At 37.8% G+C, this 21,983-nt stretch carries 23 protein-coding genes; 16 read left to right on the top strand and 7 right to left on the bottom strand.

Translation table 11 applies throughout. The features are described 5' to 3' along the window. The first annotated feature begins 13 nt into the window (after positions 1–13). Complete coding sequence (cobA, locus tag IM793_RS12335; RefSeq protein WP_193421737.1) at positions 14–778, top strand: uroporphyrinogen-III C-methyltransferase; 765 nt, start codon at positions 14–16, stop codon at positions 776–778. A gap of 332 nt (positions 779–1,110) precedes the next feature. On the opposite strand, the gene IM793_RS12330 is transcribed toward cobA, so the two are convergent. Further along, a complete protein-coding gene (locus tag IM793_RS12330; protein WP_193421735.1) occupies positions 1,111–1,830 on the bottom strand; it encodes a DUF481 domain-containing protein in 720 nt (239 codons plus the stop codon). Positions 1,831–2,269: 439 nt separating this feature from the next. On the opposite strand from IM793_RS12330, the gene IM793_RS12325 reads away from it, so the two are divergent. Together IM793_RS12325 and IM793_RS12320 are read left to right on the top strand one after the other, a co-directional pair. After that, complete coding sequence (locus IM793_RS12325) at positions 2,270–3,121, top strand: SDR family oxidoreductase (protein WP_193421733.1); 852 nt, start codon at positions 2,270–2,272, stop codon at positions 3,119–3,121. A 32-nt stretch (positions 3,122–3,153) separates the two neighbouring features. Then, positions 3,154–3,978, top strand: coding sequence for an ion transporter (locus tag IM793_RS12320; protein ID WP_132402014.1), 825 nt, complete (start codon positions 3,154–3,156; stop codon positions 3,976–3,978). Positions 3,979–4,028: 50 nt separating this feature from the next. Here IM793_RS12320 and IM793_RS12315 read toward each other — a convergent pair whose 3' ends face one another. Then, complete coding sequence (locus IM793_RS12315; RefSeq protein ID WP_193421730.1) at positions 4,029–4,337, bottom strand: hypothetical protein; 309 nt, start codon at positions 4,335–4,337, stop codon at positions 4,029–4,031. Positions 4,338–4,504: 167 nt separating this feature from the next. Between IM793_RS12315 and IM793_RS12310 the strand changes: the two genes are divergently transcribed. From IM793_RS12310 to IM793_RS12295, 4 genes are all read left to right on the top strand, one after another. Continuing rightward, positions 4,505–4,789 carry a DUF4142 domain-containing protein gene (locus IM793_RS12310; RefSeq protein ID WP_193421728.1) on the top strand — a complete coding sequence of 95 codons (285 nt, stop codon included), beginning with the start codon at positions 4,505–4,507 and terminating at the stop codon, positions 4,787–4,789. Between the two features lie 35 nt (positions 4,790–4,824). Further along, positions 4,825–5,190, top strand: coding sequence for a DUF4142 domain-containing protein (locus IM793_RS12305; RefSeq protein WP_193421726.1), 366 nt, complete (start codon positions 4,825–4,827; stop codon positions 5,188–5,190). A gap of 214 nt (positions 5,191–5,404) precedes the next feature. Next, on the top strand, positions 5,405–7,075 hold the full coding sequence (locus tag IM793_RS12300) for an FAD-dependent oxidoreductase (RefSeq protein WP_227256234.1): 1,671 nt from the start codon (positions 5,405–5,407) through the stop codon (positions 7,073–7,075). A 118-nt stretch (positions 7,076–7,193) separates the two neighbouring features. Next, positions 7,194–7,790 carry an FMN-dependent NADH-azoreductase gene (locus tag IM793_RS12295; protein WP_193421721.1) on the top strand — a complete coding sequence of 199 codons (597 nt, stop codon included), beginning with the start codon at positions 7,194–7,196 and terminating at the stop codon, positions 7,788–7,790. 87 nt (positions 7,791–7,877) lie between these two features. On the opposite strand, the gene IM793_RS12290 is transcribed toward IM793_RS12295, so the two are convergent. Next, positions 7,878–8,240: a response regulator transcription factor gene (locus IM793_RS12290; protein ID WP_132401998.1), complete on the bottom strand. Its 363-nt coding sequence runs from the start codon at positions 8,238–8,240 to the stop codon at positions 7,878–7,880. Positions 8,241–8,532: 292 nt separating this feature from the next. Between IM793_RS12290 and IM793_RS12285 the strand changes: the two genes are divergently transcribed. Further along, positions 8,533–8,847, top strand: coding sequence for a hypothetical protein (locus IM793_RS12285; protein WP_121285167.1), 315 nt, complete (start codon positions 8,533–8,535; stop codon positions 8,845–8,847). A 179-nt stretch (positions 8,848–9,026) separates the two neighbouring features. Here IM793_RS12285 and mnmA read toward each other — a convergent pair whose 3' ends face one another. Further along, positions 9,027–10,118 (bottom strand): tRNA 2-thiouridine(34) synthase MnmA, encoded by a 1,092-nt coding sequence (gene mnmA, locus IM793_RS12280; protein WP_121284999.1) that lies wholly within the window; start codon positions 10,116–10,118, stop codon positions 9,027–9,029. Between the two features lie 425 nt (positions 10,119–10,543). Between mnmA and IM793_RS12275 the strand changes: the two genes are divergently transcribed. The 5 genes from IM793_RS12275 (at position 10,544) to arsB (ending at position 15,529) form a co-directional block, all read left to right on the top strand. After that, entirely contained in the window at positions 10,544–12,829 is a 2,286-nt protein-coding gene (locus IM793_RS12275) for a GH92 family glycosyl hydrolase (protein WP_193421719.1), read from the top strand. A gap of 262 nt (positions 12,830–13,091) precedes the next feature. After that, on the top strand, positions 13,092–13,421 hold the full coding sequence (locus tag IM793_RS12270) for a helix-turn-helix transcriptional regulator (RefSeq protein WP_193421717.1): 330 nt from the start codon (positions 13,092–13,094) through the stop codon (positions 13,419–13,421). A 37-nt stretch (positions 13,422–13,458) separates the two neighbouring features. Continuing rightward, entirely contained in the window at positions 13,459–14,025 is a 567-nt protein-coding gene (locus tag IM793_RS12265) for a DUF6428 family protein (RefSeq protein WP_193421715.1), read from the top strand. A gap of 18 nt (positions 14,026–14,043) precedes the next feature. Beyond that, a complete protein-coding gene (locus IM793_RS12260) occupies positions 14,044–14,463 on the top strand; it encodes an arsenate reductase ArsC (protein ID WP_193421713.1) in 420 nt (139 codons plus the stop codon). 1 nt (position 14,464) lies between these two features. Then, on the top strand, positions 14,465–15,529 hold the full coding sequence (gene arsB / locus IM793_RS12255; RefSeq protein WP_193421711.1) for an ACR3 family arsenite efflux transporter: 1,065 nt from the start codon (positions 14,465–14,467) through the stop codon (positions 15,527–15,529). A 109-nt stretch (positions 15,530–15,638) separates the two neighbouring features. Here the strand turns inward: arsB and IM793_RS12250 are convergent, their stop codons facing one another. From IM793_RS12250 to IM793_RS12240, 3 genes are all read right to left on the bottom strand, one after another. After that, positions 15,639–16,490, bottom strand: a complete 852-nt coding sequence (locus tag IM793_RS12250) for an SDR family oxidoreductase (protein WP_193421709.1) — start codon at positions 16,488–16,490, stop codon at positions 15,639–15,641. Between the two features lie 99 nt (positions 16,491–16,589). Beyond that, the gene (locus tag IM793_RS12245) at positions 16,590–17,423 is read right to left on the bottom strand and encodes an SDR family NAD(P)-dependent oxidoreductase (RefSeq protein ID WP_370629784.1); all 834 of its coding nucleotides are present in this window, start codon (positions 17,421–17,423) and stop codon (positions 16,590–16,592) included. An 88-nt stretch (positions 17,424–17,511) separates the two neighbouring features. Beyond that, positions 17,512–18,423, bottom strand: coding sequence for an AraC family transcriptional regulator (locus IM793_RS12240; RefSeq protein WP_193421705.1), 912 nt, complete (start codon positions 18,421–18,423; stop codon positions 17,512–17,514). 161 nt (positions 18,424–18,584) lie between these two features. On the opposite strand from IM793_RS12240, the gene IM793_RS12235 reads away from it, so the two are divergent. The 3 genes from IM793_RS12235 (at position 18,585) to fabF (ending at position 21,615) form a co-directional block, all read left to right on the top strand. After that, positions 18,585–19,172, top strand: a complete 588-nt coding sequence (locus IM793_RS12235; RefSeq protein ID WP_193421703.1) for a TetR/AcrR family transcriptional regulator — start codon at positions 18,585–18,587, stop codon at positions 19,170–19,172. Between the two features lie 204 nt (positions 19,173–19,376). Beyond that, positions 19,377–20,147: an SDR family oxidoreductase gene (locus tag IM793_RS12230; protein WP_193421701.1), complete on the top strand. Its 771-nt coding sequence runs from the start codon at positions 19,377–19,379 to the stop codon at positions 20,145–20,147. Between the two features lie 217 nt (positions 20,148–20,364). Next, on the top strand, positions 20,365–21,615 hold the full coding sequence (fabF, locus tag IM793_RS12225) for a beta-ketoacyl-ACP synthase II (RefSeq protein WP_193421699.1): 1,251 nt from the start codon (positions 20,365–20,367) through the stop codon (positions 21,613–21,615). The last annotated feature ends 368 nt before the right edge of the window (positions 21,616–21,983 follow it).

Below are 21,983 nucleotides of genomic sequence, written 5' to 3'. Positions count from 1 at the left end.
AATCATTAAAATCATGAATCAAAAAACTACTGATTTTGGACTTTTTATAATGGGCGGAGGTCCTGGAGATCCGGAATTAATCACAATGAAGGCATTTAACGTATTAAAAAGAGCAGAAGTTATTCTTTATGACAACTTAAGTAATGAAAAATTGCTCGAAATTGCTCCGAAAACATGTAAAATGATCTATGTTGGCAAGCAACCCTATGGAAAATACACCCCACAAGAGAAAATAAATGAATTAATTGTCGAAAATGCCCAAAATTACCAGGTAGTGGTGCGTTTAAAGGGTGGAGATCCTTTTATTTTCGGTAGAGGATTCGAAGAATTAATTTATGCAGAGGCCAGAGGGATCAAATGTCATTATGTTCCAGGTATAAGTAGTATGCAAGGGGCAGGTTTTATTGATGTGCCCTTAACGCACCGTGGAATTAGCGAAAGTGTATGGATACTTACCGGAACTAAAAAGGATGGAAGTTTAACCAACGATTTAAAATGTGCCATGAAAAGTTCGGCTACAGTAGTAATATATATGGGTATGAAAAAAGTTGGCGAAATTTCTAAAGCCTATTCGGATGCGGGCTTAGGTGACATGCCTGCCGCAATTATTCAGCACGCTACCTTACCCAATCAAAAGCAAGTAGTATGTCCGGTGCAGCATTTACAGCAATCTGCAGAAAACGCTGGTTTAACTTACCCGGCCATTATTATCATTGGTAATGTAGTGCAGGCTAAAGCCTATGCGAACCTGAATCAGGCAGAATTGTTGTCGGCGTAAATAGATTCATTAGTTCAATTGTCATTGGTTTAACCGGTTAAATGATGCTAAAAGCTCAGAAGGCTTATTGCCTGATAAACAGGTTGCTTATAGCGATTGCTAAAACCTTAACTCTCTTAACTTCTTAATGGTCAGCTAATGGTGTAAGTGTTTAAATTGGTTATCAATTCTGAATTAATCATCAATTAAGAACTTAAATGATCTTATATTTCTTACATGGTAAAAACTTGGTAAACGGTTATCGGGTCAACGTGAGAGATCCTTCATTGCATTCAGGATAACAAAGACTATTTATTATACTCAAGGCTTCACACTACCTTCTCTGGACTTATCTAAAAATATTTATCAAGTGTTAACCCATAAGTAAGGTTCAGGTTTTCGCTCCTGGTAATATTCAGTTTGTTATAGTTTAATGCTGTAGTTAAACTAATCCACTTGCGAAGTTTTAATCCAAGAGTTGCCGATGAACGGATAATGTAATCACCTTTTCTGGAGAAGGAATTCTGCAAAAAATGATTTCCATCAATAGTAATCAGGTTTTTGATTATAAAATGATATTGTAACCTTAACGAATTTCTATAGGTGTGGTAACTATCACCCACAATTAAACTGCTTTGATCGAAAAGTACCCCATTGCTAATGTTTATATATGCATTTTCTTTATCTAAAATACTATAGGCGATTCCACCACCAGCAAGCAACTGATTTTTTAATTTTAAGGAATAGCTGGTATTATAATTCACCAAACCCCAATAATAAAAATCAGGGAAGGTTTTATACAGGTTAAAATTTAAGGTAGTAGAAAAATCGTTATTGGTTAAACTGTTGTTCTGTTTACCATAAAGCCATGCGGTAGTTGAATTTAATACGAAACTTTTCTTTTTAAGTCCAAAATTTAGTGCATTATTCAACAAATAAGCACGGTCTTCATTGGTTCGGTTAATCGATCCGGCTGAAGTAAGTAGAACATGGTAATTGGTACTATCAGCATATTGAGCAAAGGATTTCGCATAAAAAGAGCAGAATAAAAGTAATAGCAAAACAAACTTCATAAATAATTTAACATCAACTGCCCCTAATATGTTTAGCCTGATTTAATTTAGATCGTACCATTTGGGTACTGGCATATATTCCCGGTTCCAGATTATTTCATTATTTTCATTTTTATAACCTGTAGATATCAGTTCGATCCGGGGTTCCCTTGAACATCTCTAGCATCTATCATTAAATAATGATAAAGTTTATCCTGATCAATTATTTAATGTCAGCAAGATTAATACATTTTCAACCGTTTTAAGGGTATATACTCATTTCTGTTATTTAGGTTTTATATAAATGAAAATCGGAATATGTTTTATTTGTCTTTAGACATTCCATATTTAATGAACAGGTTCTAAAACTCATTCGTCTTGCTCATTTTCGATTTATAAAAACTTTGATGATGCAATTCTTGTTTAAATGGCAACAGCAAGGAATTTTAATTAATAAGCTATGAAAACTCAAAAAACACCTGCTAAACAGAACAAACAACCAGGCATAGAAGCGAAGATGGATCCAAGACCAGAAGTAATTAAAACAAATTACAGAGGGGCCGGAAAATTGAATGATAAGGTTGCGCTCATTACCGGTGGAGATAGCGGCATTGGCCGTTCAATAGCGGTTCATTTTGCAAGGGAGGGTGCTGATGTAGCCATTGTTTATTTAGATGAAGATATTGATGCAGAGGAAACCCGGAAAATGATTGAAGCTGAAGGTAAAACCTGTTTGCTGATTAAAGGTGATGTTAAAAAAACAACGTTTTGCAAAAAAGCTGTCGAAGCAACCGTCAAAAAATTTGGAAAGATCAATATTTTGGTCAACAATGCGGGAATGCAGATCCCACAAAAAGACCCACAAAAAATTGATGAAAAACAGCTGGAAGATACTTTCCGTACCAACATATTCGGTTATTTTTATTTTGCAGATGAAGTATTGAAACACTTTCAGGCAGGCGATAGCATTATCAATACCACTTCAGTAACGGCATATCGCTCTTCGCCAAACCTGATCGATTATTCTTCAACTAAAGGTGCAATAACATCTTTTACCCGTTCGCTCGCTACAAATTTAGCCAAAACAGGGATCCGTGTAAATGCGGTGGCACCCGGACCTGTGTGGACACCACTCATTGTATCTACTTTTGACGAAAAAAAGATCAAATCTTTTGGGAGTGAAACGGCAATGGAAAGGGCAGGACAGCCCTCAGAACTTGGCCCTGCTTATGTATTTCTTGCATCTGAAGATGCTTCTTTTATAACAGGGCAGGTAATACATGTTAATGGTGGAGAAGTGGTAAATGGGTAATTTCTGTTACCTTTAAAACTACTTGAAAAATTATGGCATCAGATTCACCTAAAGATTGGCGTTTTAAACTGCACGAAGTTATTTACGAATCGAATACACCTGCGGGTAAAGCTTTTGATGTTGGGTTATTAATTGCGATATTTTCAAGCATTATTGTGGTAATGCTTGATAGTGTTGTTGGTATCCACCAACATTATGGTAAGCTGTTCAATATCATGGAATGGATTTTTGCCGCACTTTTCACCATCGAATATATTTTAAGGTTGGTGAGTATCCGCAAACCAATCAGGTATGTCATCAGTCCTTTGGGTATCATAGATTTGATTGCCTTATTACCATCTTACCTAAGTATATTTTTTATTGGCGCACAATCTTTGTTGGTTTTTAGAGCGTTAAGATTACTGCGTGTTTTCAGGATTTTTAAACTCGGGCATTTTTTAACGGAAATTAATTTTTTAACCCAAGCCTTAAAAAACAGTGTTCGAAAGATCAGTATCTTTCTGTTAACTGTTTTAACCATCACCGTAATTCTTGGCTCGATTATGTATTTGGTAGAAAAAAGGGAAAATGGTTTTTCAAACATCCCCGAAAGCATTTATTGGGCAATTGTAACCATAACCACAGTTGGCTATGGCGATATTTCGCCTATTACGCCATTAGGTAAATTTGTAGCTTCCGTTGTGATGTTAATTGGTTATGCCATTATTGCTGTTCCTACCGGAATCATTACCCACGATATTGCTATGGCTGCAAAACATAAAAAAGAAATGCCAGAATCGTGTCCGGGTTGTAGCAGGGAAGGGCACGATAGTGATGCCCTTTTTTGCAAATACTGCGGTTCATCTCTGTTTAAATAAAAATGCCAGACTATTAAAATCTGGCACCTTTTTTAAACTAAATGATTGGCTTATAACATTTCACTATCTTCCTTATCGTAGGCATTTGGATCTTTATCCAGTTCTTCTATATCTGATTCATTATAGTCATCTGTTTCTGTTTCAGCATCATCTTCTTTGTCTTCCGGATCTTCAATTTCTTCGTTTAATTGTGTGCCTTCTCCATCAGCAAATTGCACCTCATCCTCTGTATATTCATTATCTTCAGATGGATCAGGAGTAGCATGACCATCGGCTGCATTTCCCTCCGAACGGTTGATCTGGAATTGTTCAATATTTTGAATTTCTTCTTCTGGTTGGTTGTTTTCTTGATTTTCCATAGTATATGTTTTTTATAATAGAACAGGATAAAATTGGATTAAGTTTAGTGAAAATTTAAAATCTTAAACCCCTGGTGTTGTACCTTTTTAAATAATGAGATTTATTATTCAAACTTTTCATGTCTTAACCAGGTTCTATTAATGCGTTTTACCTTAATTACTTAATCATGAAAAACCGTTTCAATACCAGGGAAATAGCAGTAGTGGGAATGATAATTTCAGCTACTTCATTTAATGCAATTGCAAAAGCTGATTGGCATTATTCAATGTCAACTGATTATACTCACCAACAAGACACGTTAACCACTGCGCAATTTTTGCAACAAGCGGCAATAGCAGGAATGAAAGAGGTATTGACCGGGAAACTTGCGGCAGAGAAAGCAACAGATAAAAAGATCAAGGCATTTGGCAAGATGATGGTTGATGATCATACCAGGGCAATGAAGAATTAAGAGCATTGGCAAAACTTAAGAAAGTCAATTTACCAATGAGCAGGCCAGAAGGTGAACTGCGACCAGATGGAAGGGTAGATTCATCACCTGAGAACATGCGGGATACTTCAAGAACCAAAAATGCCGGAGGTGAAGCAGGCAATACAGGTCTGGCGAAAATAACTGCGAATGGTACTACTGAAGCTGACGTGACCAATGCGATTGAAAAATTAAATAATTTAAGTGGAGCTTCATTCGATAAAGCTTATGTTGGGATGATTGTTGCCGATCATCAAAATGCGGTTTCTTTATTTGAAAGGGCAACGCAGTCTACTGATCCTGCGGTTAAAGCATATGCCAATAAATATTTACCAGTATTAAAAAAACATTTAAAACAGATTCAGGCCCTGGCTAAACAATAGTTTTAAGTTATTTAGTATGGTAATTTTGCCCTTTTACTATAATAAAATCGATTTATACTGGATTTGCAAGTTTAAATAATTAATATATTTGTTTAAACCTAACCAATATATGTTGCCAGCAAAAAGTTTTTCAGATGTAGGATTTTTAGTCCTTTCACAACGAGAAAGTGAAACCCAATATGCAGAAATTTATAGTAAATGCTGTAGGTTTTGTTTGCAAATACTCCTCATACCAACGAAGAAAATTGTCTTATGCTTCATATCCCTGTGCTCAATCTTTTTTACGGCTTATGCTAAGCCTGGAGCGGAACACCATCAGGCAGATATTGTAATCTATGGTGGAACATCAACAGGTATAATTGCAGCCGTACGGGCTGCCAAGATGGGTAAAAGCGTTATCGTAGTTTCACCCGACCGGCATTTAGGTGGTTTATCATCTTCAGGGTTAGGTTTTACCGACACGGGAGACAAATCAGTAATTGGTGGCCTTGCCAGAACATTTTATCAGAAAGTTTATCAGCATTACCAGCAATCTAGTGCCTGGGAATGGCAGAAAAAAGAAGAATATGGCAATAAAGGACAAGGCACACCTGCTATTGATGGGAAAGATCGGACCATGTGGATTTTCGAGCCTCATGTTGCTGAGCAGGTTATGGAAGACTTTGTCAAAGAAAATAAATTAAAAATTTACCGCAATGAATGGCTGGAGCGAAAACAGGGAGTAAAGATGAAAGATGGTAAGATTATCAGTATCAAAACCTTATCTGGCAAAATTTTTAATGCAAAAATGTATATCGATGCCACTTATGAAGGCGATTTAATGGCTGCAGCTAAAGTAAGCTATCATGTGGGCAGGGAAGCAAACCAGACCTATAATGAAAAGTGGAATGGGGTACAGGTACTGGTTTTTCAGCATGGGCATTATTTTAAAAATAATATTGATCCTTATCAAATTCCCGGAGATAAAACAAGCGGCCTTTTACCGGGTATTTCTACTGCTCAACCTGGGCCGAACGGAACAGCAGACCATAAAGTTCAGGCCTATTGCTACCGGATGTGCCTGACTGATCAACCAGAAAACAAAATTGAATTCCCGAAACCAGACCGCTACAATGCCAGGGATTACGAGTTGCTGTTAAGGGTATTTAGCACTGGCTGGAATGAGCTTTTTAATAAATACGATCCTATTCCGAACCATAAAACAGATACCAATAACCACGGACCATTTAGTACCGATTTCATCGGAATGAATTATGCCTATCCTGAAGCAGACTACACAAAGCGCAAAGAAATTATTAAAGCCCACGAAAATTATCAAAAAGGATTAATGTACTTCATGGCCAACGATCCGCGGATGCCCGAAAAAATTCAGCAACAGGTTAGAAAATGGGGTTTGGCAAAAGATGAATTTAAAGATAACGGAAACTGGCCCTATCAGCTTTATGTACGGGAAGCCAGGAGAATGATAGGAGATTTCGTAATGACGGAGAACGAAGTGCTCGGCAAAAAAGAAGTGCTAAATCCGATAGGGATGGGGTCTTATGCCTTAGACTCTCACAATGTACAACGGTATGTAACCGCCGAAGGATATGTGCAAAATGAAGGTGATATCGGGGTGAGCGCACCGAAACCCTACAGTATTTCCTATCAGGCCATTATACCCAGGAAAACCGAATGTAAAAATTTATTGGTGCCTGTTTGTTTGTCATCATCACATATTGCGTACGGATCTGTACGGATGGAGCCTGTATTTATGATCCTGGGCGAATCAGCTGCTACTGCTGCCTCTTTCGCAATAGATCATAAAGTCAATATTCAGGACGTAAATTATAATGAATTAAAAAATTTGTTGTTAAATCAGAAACAGTATTTAACGCTTAAATAGGTCCTTTTTTATGGAAAGAAATTGCTACTATACCAAAGGATAGCGCTATCCTTTGGTATAGTAATAGCTTTTTGATACTTCGTATCTATAATTTTGCCAGACATAAAAAGGCAAAAAAATGAAAATATTACATCTTATATCAAGCCCGAGGGGCGAAGCATCTTTCAGTATTAAATTGGGAAATGCGATTGTTGAAAAATTACAGGCCGCAAATCCTGAAAGCACTTTAACTACACATGATCTTACCAATACCCCATTTCCCCATTTGGAAGAGGTACACATCAATTCTTTTTTTACACCGCAAGAAAATCACACGGCAGAATTTACGGAAGCGATAAAACATTCGAATGAGGCCATTGCCGAACTTAAAGATGCTGATGTGATTGTAATCGGTGCGCCGTTGTATAATTTCGGCATTCCTTCTACTTTAAAAGCATGGATCGATCATATTGCACGTGCCGGTCAAACATTCAGCTACTCAGAAAAAGGCCCTGAAGGTTTGGTAAAAAACAAAAAAGTATACCTGGCGATTTCTTCCGGTGGTGTGTATTCAGAAGGACCAATGAAACCTTATGATTTTACAGAATCTTATTTAAGATCGGTTCTTGGTTTTATGGGCATGACCGATATTACCGCATATCGCGCAGAAGGCGTAAGCATTCCTGATTTAAAGGAAGTGGCTTTGGATAAAGCAATCGAAAGTATATCAATTTAGATGGTTAATTAGTCATTAGTTCATTGGCCATTAGTAAAATTAAATAATCGACTAAAGACTGTGAACTAATGACTTTGAATTAAAAAATTACGCTGCTAAATATTTATCAACCCTGCTGGCAAAATCATTCAGATCAAAAGGTTTATTGATAAAATCTTCTGCATCACATTTGGACTTCACTGCGTTCAAGTGGTTATTGGCCGACATCATCATGACCGGAATATCATGTGTTTTAATATTTCGCTTGAGGGTATTGCAGATGTCCAGCCCATTTCCATCCGGTAACATAATGTCAAGAATTACCATATCTGGCAGGTGCCTGCTCATTTGAAACCAAAAATCGTTGGTGTTAGGGCAGGTCTTTACCTCATAAAGTTCTTCGATCAATAAAAATTCGATAATTTCTCTGATACTCGGATTGTCTTCCACTACATAGATGCACTTTTTCATAAGCTCTACTTTTATTATATGGATAACTCACCTAGCTATCAGATGTTTAAGATAGTTATACACAATATTGGAGTTATTAACCTTCCTCATCGCCCGTGTCATGCATTTCTATAATTTTCATGTTGACTAAAAAAAATATAAAAATAAATTTTGATACTAATTTTTTTAGTATAGATTTGCTTTTGAAGTAACAGAATACAAAGAATTTCAAGATAACTCTTTGTATTTAAAAGATGATTTTAAACAAAAAGCTTCTAACTTGGTTTTGTTTGCTGATATATTTATTTTTTATATGACCGTTACCGTTTTAGCCATATTCGAAACAGATTTTAGACCAGATCTTTCATTAGGTAAAATCATGAATGAAAGATTGAGAGTTGCTGCCGCAGATTTACAGGATATCCATTTGCAACATTTACAAGCCATCGGGCAACGTAGTGACGATCTGGTGGTGTATATCAGTTACAACCCAAAATATAAGATTAGATGGCGAGTTGTTAATGATGTGCCGGAAGATGTAGAAAACTTTGTTGCGCAAACCTGTGGTAATTTAGGTTACATCCATTGGAAAACAGCTTCTGTTAATGTTTTTAAGGGAAGTGAATAGTTATGAAATACTTTTATAAAAAAAGATCGTCATCTCCACTGAAGCGCATCGGAATGGAGAGATCTATCTAGACAGATTTTGCTTCGAAGAGCCTTCGGGTCCGCTCGAAATGACGACCGCTTAGATGTAGAGTCGCCACCTTATTATATTAATGCTCAATAAGAAGAATTGACAATCTATTAAACTAAAAACCCACCACCCAATAAATCATTCCCTTCGTAAAATACCGCCGATTGACCTGGTGCTATTGCTGAAACATTATGATCGAAAACCACACGCATTTTATCTTTTTCCTGAACAATTGTACTTAACATACCCGCATCTTTATAACGGATTTTGGTAATCACATCATTCATTGGCTCTTCAATGCTCGCATATTTTATCAGGTTAATGTTGCGTACCATTGCTTCGCGACGTTCAAGTTCCTCAGCTTTACCCAAAACTACGGTATTGCTTTCTGGCAGGATCTGCGTTACAAACATAGGTTCGCCAAAGGCAACACCTAAACCTTTACGTTGCCCGATGGTATAAAAAGGATAGCCTTTATGTTGTCCAACAACCATTCCATTACTTAAAATGAAATTTCCGCCGGCTACTCTGTCTTCTAAATCTTCTACTTTATGTTTTAAAAAAGCCCTGTAATCGTTATCAGGTACGAAACAGATTTCGTAACTCTCCGATTTTTTTGCCAGTTCCTCTTGCCCCATATCTAAAGCCATCTGTCTGATATCAGATTTTGCAAAGCTGCCCAACGGGAATTTGGTTCGCGAGAGGTTTTCTTGCGAAACACCCCACAGTACATAAGATTGATCTTTATTTTCGTCTTTTCCTTTCGAAATTACATAACGGCCGCTGTCTTGCTGACGGATATTGGCATAATGCCCGGTTGCAATAAATTCGCAATCCAGTTTATTGGCACGTTTTAAAAGCGCTTCCCATTTAATGTGTGTATTGCATAATACACATGGGTTTGGCGTTCTTCCGGCAAGGTATTCATCAACAAAATTATCGATTACATAATCGCCGAATTCATCACGGATATCTAAAATATAATGCGGAAAACCATAGTTTACTGCAAGCGTACGGGCATCATTGATGCTATCTAATGAGCAACAGCCAGTTTCCTTACTGCTCCCACCAGAAGTAGCATAATCCCAGGTCTTCATAGTTAAGCCAATAACCTCATAACCCTGCTCGTGCAACATTACAGCCGCTACCGAACTATCAACCCCGCCACTCATGGCAACCAGAATTCTACCGTGTTTACTCATCTTAAAAATATTGGATGCAAAAATAAGGTTTATTTAGCTGAAATTATTTAAGGCAAGTCAGTTACTTGTAAAAAGCGGTTACTTAGATGTGCTAAGGTGGCTTAGGTGGTCAATATTTTTTAAAAATGAGCAGTTCGGTGTTCCATAGCAGAGAAAAAAGCTTTTTTAGTAAACTATTTGGCCTAAAAATAAAAGAAGTAAAGTTTAAAATAGTGTGGTGCATATAAAACTTGACTTCTTTAGCTCAAAAACTCGCAGGTTATAAAAGCCTGTGTGGTTTAAAGCGATAATAAATGGCATGTTCAATAATCTAAAATGTATTTTTTTGCCTTAATTAAACGTTTTAGTTTTATGTTTTATGCATATTTGAAGATAAATTAATACCTTAGAATTTTCAACAAAACAAGCTAAATTTTAAAACAGATATGATTAAAAAAATTATCCTGCCTTGTCTTTTGCTATCAGCCCTTATTACTTCGGCACAGCAGAACCTGGTGCAGTATGTTAAGCCCATTATTGGTACATCTAAAATGGGGCATACCTATCCTGGTGCAACAGTTCCATTTGGCTCGGTTCAGCTAAGCCCCGAAACAGATACTTTATCCTACGAAGTAAACGGAAAATACAATGGCGATGTATATAAATATTGTGCAGGTTATAAATATGAGGATAAAACCATTACCGGCTTTAGTCATACACATTTTAGTGGTACGGGTCACTCAGATTTAGGTGACTTTCTGATTATGCCTACGCAAGGTAAATTACAATTGAATCCTGGTACGGCATCAAATCCAAAAGGCGGTTATCGTTCTGCATTTTCTCATGTCAATGAGGTTGCAGAGGCAGGTTATTACAAAGTGAAATTGGACGATGATAACATTACCGCCGAATTAACCTCAACCACAAGGGTAGGAATGCATCAATATACTTTCCCTAAATCGGATCAATCGCATATTATTTTGGACCTGATGGCTGGTATTTACAATTACGAAGAAAAAACCGTGTGGACTTACGTTCGTGTTGTGAATGATACGCTAATTACCGGTTACCGTCAAACCAATGGGTGGGCGAGAACCAGAACAGTTTATTTTGCAATGAGTTTTTCTAAATCTTTTAAAAGCTATGGACGTAAAAGTTACGATGCTAAACAGGCTTACAGAGGTTTTTGGGGAAAGTTTAACCAGGAACAGAACTTCCCTGAAATTGCAGGCAAGAAGTTAAAAATGTTCTTCGATTTTGATACTCAAGAAGGAGAGAAGATTAAAATTAAATTTGCGCTATCGCCAGTTAGCCAGGAAAATGCTTTGCAGAATATGCGTGCAGAAATTTCTGGCTGGGATTTCGAAAAAGTGAAAGCTCAGGCACAGGCTACCTGGAATAAAGAATTGAATAAAATACAGGTAACTACTTCTAAAGATAATAAAATAAACTTTTACACCGCTTTATATCATGCTTTTATCAATCCAACAACGTATACCGATGTTAATGGAGAGTATAAAGGTTTAGACCAAGGGGTACATAAAGCTGAAGGCTTTACCAATTATACCACTTTTTCACTTTGGGATACTTACCGCGCCCTACATCCATTCTTTAATATTATGCAACCAAGCCGTAGTAATGATATGGTGAAATCGATGATGGCGCATTACGATCAGAGTAGTTTGCACATGTTGCCAATTTGGTCGCATTATGCCAACGATAACTGGTGCATGAGTGGTTACCATAGTGTTTCTGTAATATCTGATGCAATTATTAAGGGCACCTACAATGGCGATGCAAACAAAGCATTGGATGCCTGTATTGCAACTGCAAAACACCTTGACTATGAAGGAATTGGCTATTACATGGATAAGGGTTATATCCCTGCAGAAAAATCGGGTATTTCTGTTTCCAATAACTTAGAATATTCTTACGATGACTGGTCTATTGCGCAATTGGCAAAGAAATTAAACCGTATGGATGTTTATGATGAGTTTATCAAACGTGCTAACAACTGGAAAAATAATTATGACAGTGCTACTGGTTTCATGCGCCCTAAATTGGCAGATGGCTCTTTTAAAAAGGAATTTGATCCAAAAGATACCGAAGGACAAGGCTTTATTGAAGGCAACAGCTGGAATTACAGTTTCTTTGTTCCACAGGATCCGGCTTCGCTGATTGAAATGATGGGCGGCAAAAAGAAATTTGCAACGCGTTTAGATACTTTATTTACGATGCATTTACCTGATGAGTTTTTTGCACATACAGAAGATATTACGCGCGAAGGTATTATTGGTGGATATGTGCATGGTAATGAGCCTGCACACCATATCGCTTACCTTTATAACTGGACCGACCAGCCATGGAAAACACAGGCGCAGATCCGCCACATCCTAAACATGCAGTACAAACCTACTGCTGATGGTTTGGGTGGAAATGATGACTGTGGCCAGATGAGTGCCTGGTATATGTTTTCTTCGTTAGGTTTTTATCCGGTAGCACCAGGTTCTGATGTATATTCTTTAGGCAGTCCTTTGGTTAATAATGCTGTAATTAATTTAGAGAACAGCAAAACATTTACTGTTGAAGCCATCAAACAAAGCGATAAAAATGTATATGTAGAAAAAGTTTTATTGAACGGCAAAGAAATTACCGATCATAAAATTAAACACTCAGATATCACCAACGGTGGAAAGCTTACTTTTTACATGAGCTCGAAACCGAAGAAATAATTTTCTCATCCCTGTACAAATTAAACCGGCGGCTTTTATTGGTCGACGGTTTTTTTTGTTTCATTGGTCAATAATTTGATAATTCATGGTTAATAGCCTGGAGGCTAAAACCGACGCAAGATTTAATCTCCCCAACGCTAAACACCAAACCGATAAAAGCTTAATGCCAATTCCGTGACTTCCGTGTTTCCGTGGCAGAAAATAATTAGTGTAAAATAATTTTGATATCTGATTTATCTATCGTAATATTGCGATATAAATTATGGGACTTACAAAAACTGAAATCTTCACCGAAGAGCAAAATCAAATGGCAGCTTTGCTAAAAGCGATGGCACATCCTGCCCGGATAGCCATTCTTCAGCGTATCCTGAAATCAAATACGTGTATTTGTGGTGATCTGGTTGATGAATTGGGTTTAGCACAGGCGACCATTTCTCAACATTTAAAAGAGCTTAAAAATGCCGGCATTATACAGGGTACTATAGAAGGAGTGAGTATCTGTTACTGTATTGAGCCTAAAATTTGGAAATTACTTCAAAATCAATTGGGCGATTTCTTTGCTTCTTATAAAGGCGAACAAAACTGCTGTTAAAATTTTTTATATAAATCAATCGTTAAATTGCAATATTATGATTAATAAAACCTCAATGGAATGGAGCGGCTTCAAAGCTGAACTTCTACAATACCCAGAATTGCTGTTGCAGTTCCAATATGCTACTGATAAGTGGGTAAATGCCAATTATCATGTTACTGAAATTAAACAGGCACCAATTACCTCAGTAGATTGCGGAGGGGTAATGAATGCATGGACAGAAATTATTGTGCAGTTATGGGAGCCTACAGAAGAGGAAGAGGGCAGGGCGATGCAGGTGAAAAAAGCATTGTCAATTATCAACGTGGTAGAAAGTAAACTGCCTTTAAACCCCAAAGGTATTGTGAAAATCGAATTTGGTAATTCAGAATTTGATACCAGACAGATGTTTCCGGCTGAGTTTATAGTTGATGGTGATAACTTGGTTATTGATCTAACACCCGATGCCACACAATGCAAAGCCATTAGTCGCGGCGGAAGTTGCGGCACCACAGAAACCGGTGAAGAATGTTGCGCACCTGCGCAAACTGAAAAAGGAAAGATCAAATTGGTTAATCTAACTGCTGATCAAAACAGCTGTACACCAGGTAGTGGTTGTTGTTAATTAATAAAATTTATATTCATGAAAAATGTATTGGTGCTTTGCACCGGAAATAGTTGCCGTAGTCAACTTGCGGAGGGGTATTTAAAGTACTTTGCTCAAAATAATGCCAGAATCTTTAGTGCCGGGATTGAGGTTCATGGCGTTAACCCAAGAGCAATAAAAATAATGGCCGAAGATGGAATCGATATTTCCAGCCAAACATCTAACAATATTGAGGAGTATTTTGATGTGCCTTTCGATTATGTGATTACCGTTTGCGACCACGCGAAAGAAAGCTGTCCATATTTCCCAACACAGGCCATAAAACTACACCATAATTTTCCCGATCCAGCTAAAGCCGTAGGTACCGATGAAGAAATCATGGCCGAATTTAGAAAGACGAGAAATCTCGTAAAGGTTTATATGGAAGATTTTGTAAACAAAAACTTAAAAGGCTAATATGTCAGTAAACGTTTGTGCACCTGCAGCTCAAAGAAAACAACTAAGTTTTTTAGACCGTTATTTAACGCTCTGGATTTTCTTAGCCATGTTATTGGGAGTGGGCTTAGGCTTTTTGTTCCCATCATCAGCAGTCTTGATCAATTCATTTTCGAGCGGGAGTACAAACATTCTTTTGGCCATCGGATTGATCCTGATGATGTATCCTCCTTTAGCAAAAGTTAAATATCAGAATTTAGGTGAAGTATTTAAAAACGTAAAAATATTAAGCACATCACTCATTTTAAACTGGGTAATCGGCCCAATTCTGATGTTTTTCCTGGCTATTGTATTTTTACATGATTATCCTGAATACATGGTTGGCTTAATTATGATCGGTTTAGCCAGGTGTATTGCCATGGTGGTGGTTTGGAATGAACTGGCCGATGGTAATCGCGAATACGCTGCAGGCTTAATCGCACTGAACAGTATTTTTCAGGTATTGCTTTATAGTGTATTCGCCTATTTCTTTATTACCATTTTGCCTCCTTTATTCGGCTTAAAAGGCTTGGCTGTATCAATTTCTATTGTAGAGATTGCAAAAAGTGTGGGTATTTACCTGGGCATTCCATTTTTAATGGGCATTTTAAGTAAGAAAATACTGGTTAAATGGAAAGGAGAAGAGTGGTTCCGCTCAATTTTCATCCCAATGATTTCTCCGATAACCTTAATCGCGCTGCTTTTTACCATTGTGGTAATGTTCAGTTTAAAAGGAGAATTAATTGTGCACATCCCAATGGATGTGCTGCGAATTGCCCTGCCATTGGTTATTTATTTCGTGGTAATGTTTGTGATCAGCTTCTTTGCTGGCAAATATTTTGGTGCAGATTATAGCAAAAGCACCGCTATTGCATTTACGGCTACAGGCAATAATTTTGAGCTGGCAATTGCTGTGGCCATTGGTGTATTTGGAATTCATTCTGGACAGGCTTTTGCTGGGGTAATCGGTCCGTTGGTTGAAGTACCAGCTTTGATTGCGTTGGTTAACGTGGCAAAGTGGTTTAGGAGAAGATATTTTGAATTATAAGATATAATCGTCATCTCGACTGAAACGCATTGAAATAGAAAGATCTATCCAGACAGATTTCTCGACTTCGCTGCGCTCCGCTCGAAATGACGACTATTTTATGTTCATACTAAGCACCAACCTCGTCAAAATTAGTGGCGGTCGCCAGATATTTCCAATTCGCCATATCCCTTTGTACATCTGCAATTTTTGCATCAGCTACCTGATAAGCATCAGGGCCTAAGAATAAATGAAGCGGTGGATTTTCACTTTTTGCAGCTTCAATAATTACCTCAACTGCTTTGGCCGGATCGCCTGGCTGTTGATTATTGATGTCGTTTTGATGTGCCGCTTGCGAGTCACGTACCTCTTTATAAGCATCAATTGGCGAACCTGGTACTGCTAACGATCCTTCTGTAAGAAACGCTGTTCTGAAATAGCCCGGCTCTACAACTGTTGCTTTGATCCCCATTGATTTTACTTCAGCCGCTAATGACTCCGTAAAGCCAACTACTGCAAATTTTGTGGCACAGTAGATTCCGAAGCCAGGGAAATTCCCAGAAAATCCACCAATAGAGGAAATATTGAAAATATGACCAGATTGTTGCTTCCGCAATTGAGGAAGCACTTTCCGGATTACATTTAACGAACCAAAAACATTTACATCGAAGTTTTGGCGCGATTCTTTATCGCTTAACTCTTCCAACGCACCAAGCATGCCATAGCCTGCATTGTTTACCACCACATCTACCTGACCAAATTTACTAATTGTTTGACTCACTGCAGTCTCTACACTTTCTTCATTGATTAAATCAACGCTTAAAGGTAAAAAGTTTTCGTGTTCTCCAACCGCTTTGATTAAATCGTTTAAATTTCTTGAAGTTGCGGCAACATTAATGCCATTGTGTAATAATGTTTTTACTAAGGTTAATCCCAGACCTTTGGACGCGCCTGTTACAAACCAAACTTTTTGATTTTCCATGATATTTTTTTTTAGAATGAAATGAATTGATTGGCAGGCAGCCCCAAAATACTTCGGAACTGTAGCCGTTTGGAATGCTAATTCTCTATTAGCCCATAATTAATTGTCAAAATCCGTCGAAATCGTGATGGCTTTCCAGTCTTTAAACTCTTTTGTTAAAGCCTCAATCTTAGTGTTTGCCCTTTGAAAAGCATCATTTCCCAATAGTAAATGTACCGGTGGATTAGGCATGCTTGTCAACGAGATCATTGCTGCCGCGGCTTTCTCAGGGTCGCCGACCTGCTGACCGTCCATTTTTAGGTATTTGCTGTGTATTGCCCGAACTTCTTCATATTCGGCAATTGGATTTGCTGCCAACACCAACGAATCAGCGGTTAAGAAACTGGTTCTGAATGCGCCAGGAGCCACCACAGTTACTTTTATACCAAATTCTTTAAGGTCTTCGGCCGATACTTCTGATAATGCAATCACAGCCGATTTTGCTGCTGCATATACTGCCCAGCCGGTTGCGCCAGCAATACCTGCAATTGATGCGATATTAATGATATGCCCCGAACGTTGTGCCCTTAAATAAGGTGAGGCTTTTCTGATGACATTTAATGTTCCGAAAACATTTACATCAAAACTGTTGCGCGTTTCTGAATCACTCAATTCTTCAATACTGCCTCCGATGCCGTAACCTGCGTTATTAATCACAACATCTATTCTTTCGAATTTTGCAATGGTCGCTTTTATTGCGTCCTCCACACTTTGTTCGTCGGCCAGGTTAACAGCCAGTGGAAGGAATTTTCCCGTATCTGCATTTACAGCTTTTTTAAGTTCATCAATATTCCTTGAAGTAGCCGCAACAGATTGGCCAGCTTTCAGCAATTGATTTACCAAACTTAATCCTAAGCCTTTTGAAGCTCCGGTAATAAACCAAACTTTTTTCATGCCCATAATTTTCTTTTTTTTCTTAACACAAAATTACAGTACAAATGGCTTCAGCTTATTACGTTAATCAAACTTATGATTACGAAATTCAAACAATCCGATAAGAAGTAGGGGTATGGTTGGTCAGTTTTTTAAAAAAGTTGTTAAAATGGGTAGGTTCCTCAAATCCCAGGCAATAACCTATTTCTGATATATTCCAGTCCGTATGCTTCAGTAAAGCCTTTGCTTCACTCAATAAACGATCTGTAATATAGTTTGTGGTGGTTTTACCAGTAGTTTCTTTAATGGCCCGGTTTAAATGGTTTACATGTACCGAAAGTTGTGCGGCATAATCTTTGGCCGAGCGCATGGTAAGCCTTTGCGTGGTAGTTTCAATCGGAAACTGGCGTTCCAGCAGCTCTGTAAATACAGAAGTAATCCTGGTATTGGCGTCGGTATGCTTGAATAAACTTTCTGATGGCTGAGTTTTTAGAGCAAAGTGGGTAATTTCAGTAATGTAATTCCTAAGGAGATCGTACTTATACACATAATCGGTGTTGATTTCATCAAACATTTTACCGAAGATAGCCTCTATCTGTTTGTCCTGCTGCTCATTTAAAAAATATGCAGGTTTTCCCCCAGGCGTAAACATGGGCAGATCACCAATGTTTCCACGGATCTTTTCCTTAAAAAAAGCTTCAGTGAAAATGCAGAAATAACCCGTTACTTCACTTTTATTGCCAGTGGCGAGTTCCCAGGTATAAGGTACCAACGGATTAAAAAAAATGAGTGCAGTGCCATTAATTTCGATACTCTTATCGGCATAATGGTATACATTATGACCACGGGTAAGGCAGATCTTATAATAATCCCTTCGGTTATAACTCATCGGTTTTGAGTCGTCCCTTAAACAATCTTCCAGTTTAAAAACGTTAAAGTGTCCAACACCGTTTTGTAAATTATCGGGCAGGAAACTAAATTTATTCTGATAAAAGTCTTCGATGCTTTCTGGTTTGTTCATAAATCAAAGTTACAAAATTCAAACGTAAAACAAATAATGCACTTTTTCTTTAGTATACATTAATTGATAATAGCTTCATGCGAAAAGGAGATTCTGGTGATAAAACAATTTGGAATTAATATACCGATTGGTATATATTTGCATCGTCAATTCAGAACAATATGACCAAAGCAGAAAAAACGAGAAATTTCATTGTAGAGAAAACCGCGCCGATTTTTAATATGAAAGGTTATGCGGGTACTTCTTTAAATGATATCACTGCTGCTACAGGCTTAACTAAGGGGAGCATTTATGGCAACTTCGCCAATAAGGATGAAGTGGCCTTAGCAGCTTTTGATTATAACCTGAAAAATGTTTCATCAACGATAGACGTTGAAATGAATAGGCAGAACAGCATAAAGGATAAGCTTTTAGTATACATTAGTATTTATCAAAAATTTATGGATGGCTCACTATCAGAAGGAGGTTGCCCGGTTTTGAATACCGCAATTGATGCTGACGATACCCACCCCGAATTACGTGGAAGAGTGTTAAAAGCTGTTTTAGATTGGAAAAACAAAATTTCCAAACTGGTTGAAGTTGGTATTGCCAGGAAAGAAATTAATGCAGATCAACATCCGGAACAGATTGCTTTAACCATTATTGCTATGGTAGAAGGGGGCATCATGATTTCTAAGCTGACCTCAAAAACGGAATATTGGAACCTCATTATGGGCTCACTAAAAAAATATGTTGAAAGCCTCGGCTAAAAAATTTTAAATCAAAATATACCGATTGGTATTTTACAGAGTAAATAACTAGAATAATAACTTGGGAATATCCCATTAGAGGAGCAAAGGAAGCGCTACAGATGAACGGTATTGATTATCTGAAGCCATGAGCGGTCATAAATTTCCGCTGACTCATGCCCTGAGTACTTGTTTAATCTTAAAATTTTAAAAAAAAATATAAAAATGAAAACTTCACAAAATACCGTTTTATTGATCGGCGGAACAGCTGGCATCGGTTTAGAAATCGCAAAACAATTAACAGCTTTGGATAACCATGTAATTATTACCGGCAGAAACCAGGAAAGGCTGGATGCAACTGCTGCATCATTACAAAATGTAACTACTATTCTTTCTGATGTGAGCAAAGCTGAAGATGTGGATCAATTGGTAACCCGAATCAAAGCAGAATTTCCTCAATTGAATATCGTGATCAATAACGCTGGAAGAGCATTGCTCTACAATTTAGCCGATCCAAACCAGGATGCTTTTGCTCACGCAGAAGATGAAATGTTAACCAATTACCTGTCCATAATCAGGATTAATCAAAAGTTATTACCCGTGCTAAAACAGCAAGAAACTTCAGCTATTGTAAACGTTTCATCTATCGTAGCGTACGTTCCAGGGATCACTCTACCCACTTATGCAGCAAGTAAAGCAGCACTACATTCTTACAGCACTTCGTTAAGATTGAGTTTAGAAGAGACCTCCGTAAAAGTATTCGAATTAATGCCACCATTGGTTGATACCGAATTTTCAAAAGAAATAGGAGGACATAACGGAATTAAACCTTCGGTTGTAGCCGATGAGCTTTTGGCCGCTTTAGCTAATGATGAATTTGAAATCAGGGTAGGTGATACGGCTAAAATTTATGAACTGTTCAGGCAGTCGCCAGTTGATGCTTTAAATGTGATGAATGCAGATAGAAAAGCCTGGATCGATTCTGTTGAGCAATAAAATGATATAGCAGGAAAGCAAAAGAAATTGTTGTTTCCATTTAGATGACGGTTTTGAATATAGGAATTGTTACTTTCGCGCCATTAAGTGTAAATCCTGTGTTTACTCAATCTTAATGAAACGATAGGGCTTTTGTAGCTATTCCTGCTATATTAAAATGCCTTTTGGATAGTTAACGGTTGATTTTATCCAGGGGAATTGACTAAAAAACAATAAAATGAAAAGAGTAGTAGTAACAGGTTTAGGTGCGATAACCCCGCTTGGCAATACTGTTGAGCAATTTTGGCAACAAATATTAGCTGGAAAAAGTGGCATTGGCCCAATTACAAAATTTGATTCGAGTAAATTTAAAACGCAATTTGCAGGTGAAGTAAAAGATTTTAATCCTGAAGAATACCTGGAGAAAAAAGAGATTAAAAAGTACGACCTTTTTACGCAATATGCTATCGGCTCGAGTGATCAGGCGATAAAAGACGCCGGATTGGATTTTAGTACCATGAATGATGGGCAATTGGCAGAAGTTGGGGTAATCTGGGCAACCGGAAACGGTGGTATCGGTACTTTTGAATCACAGTTGGAAGAATTTCATGCCGGAGATGGAACACCGAGGTTTAACCCTTATTTTATCCCGAAAATGATCGTTGATATTGCTGCCGGAGCCATTTCTATCCGCCATAAGTTACGTGGACCAAATTATTGTACAGTATCGGCTTGTGCATCGTCTAATACCGCCATTATTAATGCTTTTGATACCATTCGTTTAGGTAAAGCAAACGTAATGATTGCAGGTGGTTCTGAAGCAGCCTTAACCAAATCATCTGTGGGTGGATTTAATGCCGCCCAGGCGCTATCAAAAAATAACGACGATCCTCAGGGGGCTTCTAAACCTTTTGATAAAGATAGAGATGGTTTTGTGATGAGTGAAGGCGCAGGTGCTTTGGTTTTGGAAGAGCTGGAACATGCTTTACAGCGCGGTGCACATATTTATGCCGAGATTGTTGGTGGCGGAATGGCCGCTGATGCCTATCACTTAACCGGAACACCTCCAGATGGAATCGGTGCGGCCCTGGGTATGACTAAAGCTTTGAAAGATGCCGGAATTACTGCCGATAAAATCGATTATATTAATGCGCATGCCACTTCAACCGGATTGGGTGATTTGAGTGAGCTGCAGGCAATTAACACTGTTTTTAAAGGATTTCCGGTTGTGATTGGCGCAACAAAATCGATGACAGGTCATTTACTTGGAGCAGCAGGAGCGGTAGAAAGTGTAATCAGTATTTTATCAATCAGAGATAATGTGGTGCCACCTACCATTAATACTAAAAACCTGGATGAAAACATTCCAAAAGGATTGAATTTCGTGCTAGGAGAAAGTATTAAAAAAGAGATTAACTACGTTTTAAATAACACTTTTGGTTTCGGCGGTCACACCGCCAGTACTATTTTTAAAAAGTATGAGGCTTAATTGATTTTATTATTCCCAGCTTAATTATGGATTTTATAAAGTGTTTGGTTAATCGCCAGGCACTTTTTTTATGGCCGTAGTTTTTCCTGCCATCATTTTCTCTGTCATTCTGAACGCAGTGAAGAATCTTTTAATAATAGAAAGTTTTCTGTCAGTGCTTTTCCAAAGTTGCAACAAAGGAATGCAGAGATTCTTCGTTATACTCAAAATGACAAAATCCTAAAAAATGTCTCTATACTGGCCTTAGCGTCTCGCTAAGACACTAGTTTTTAATAGTTTTGCCACGGAAACACAGAAGCACGGAAACTTAATTTGTCATGGACCTTCGACTATACTATACTATACTATACTATACTATACTATACTAT

The organism is Pedobacter sp. MR2016-19 (assembly GCF_014947265.1).
Taxonomy (GTDB): Bacteria; Bacteroidota; Bacteroidia; order Sphingobacteriales; family Sphingobacteriaceae; genus Pedobacter.
Note: the sequence above shows the minus strand (reverse complement) of the source record. Positions and strands in the feature narration are given on the sequence as shown.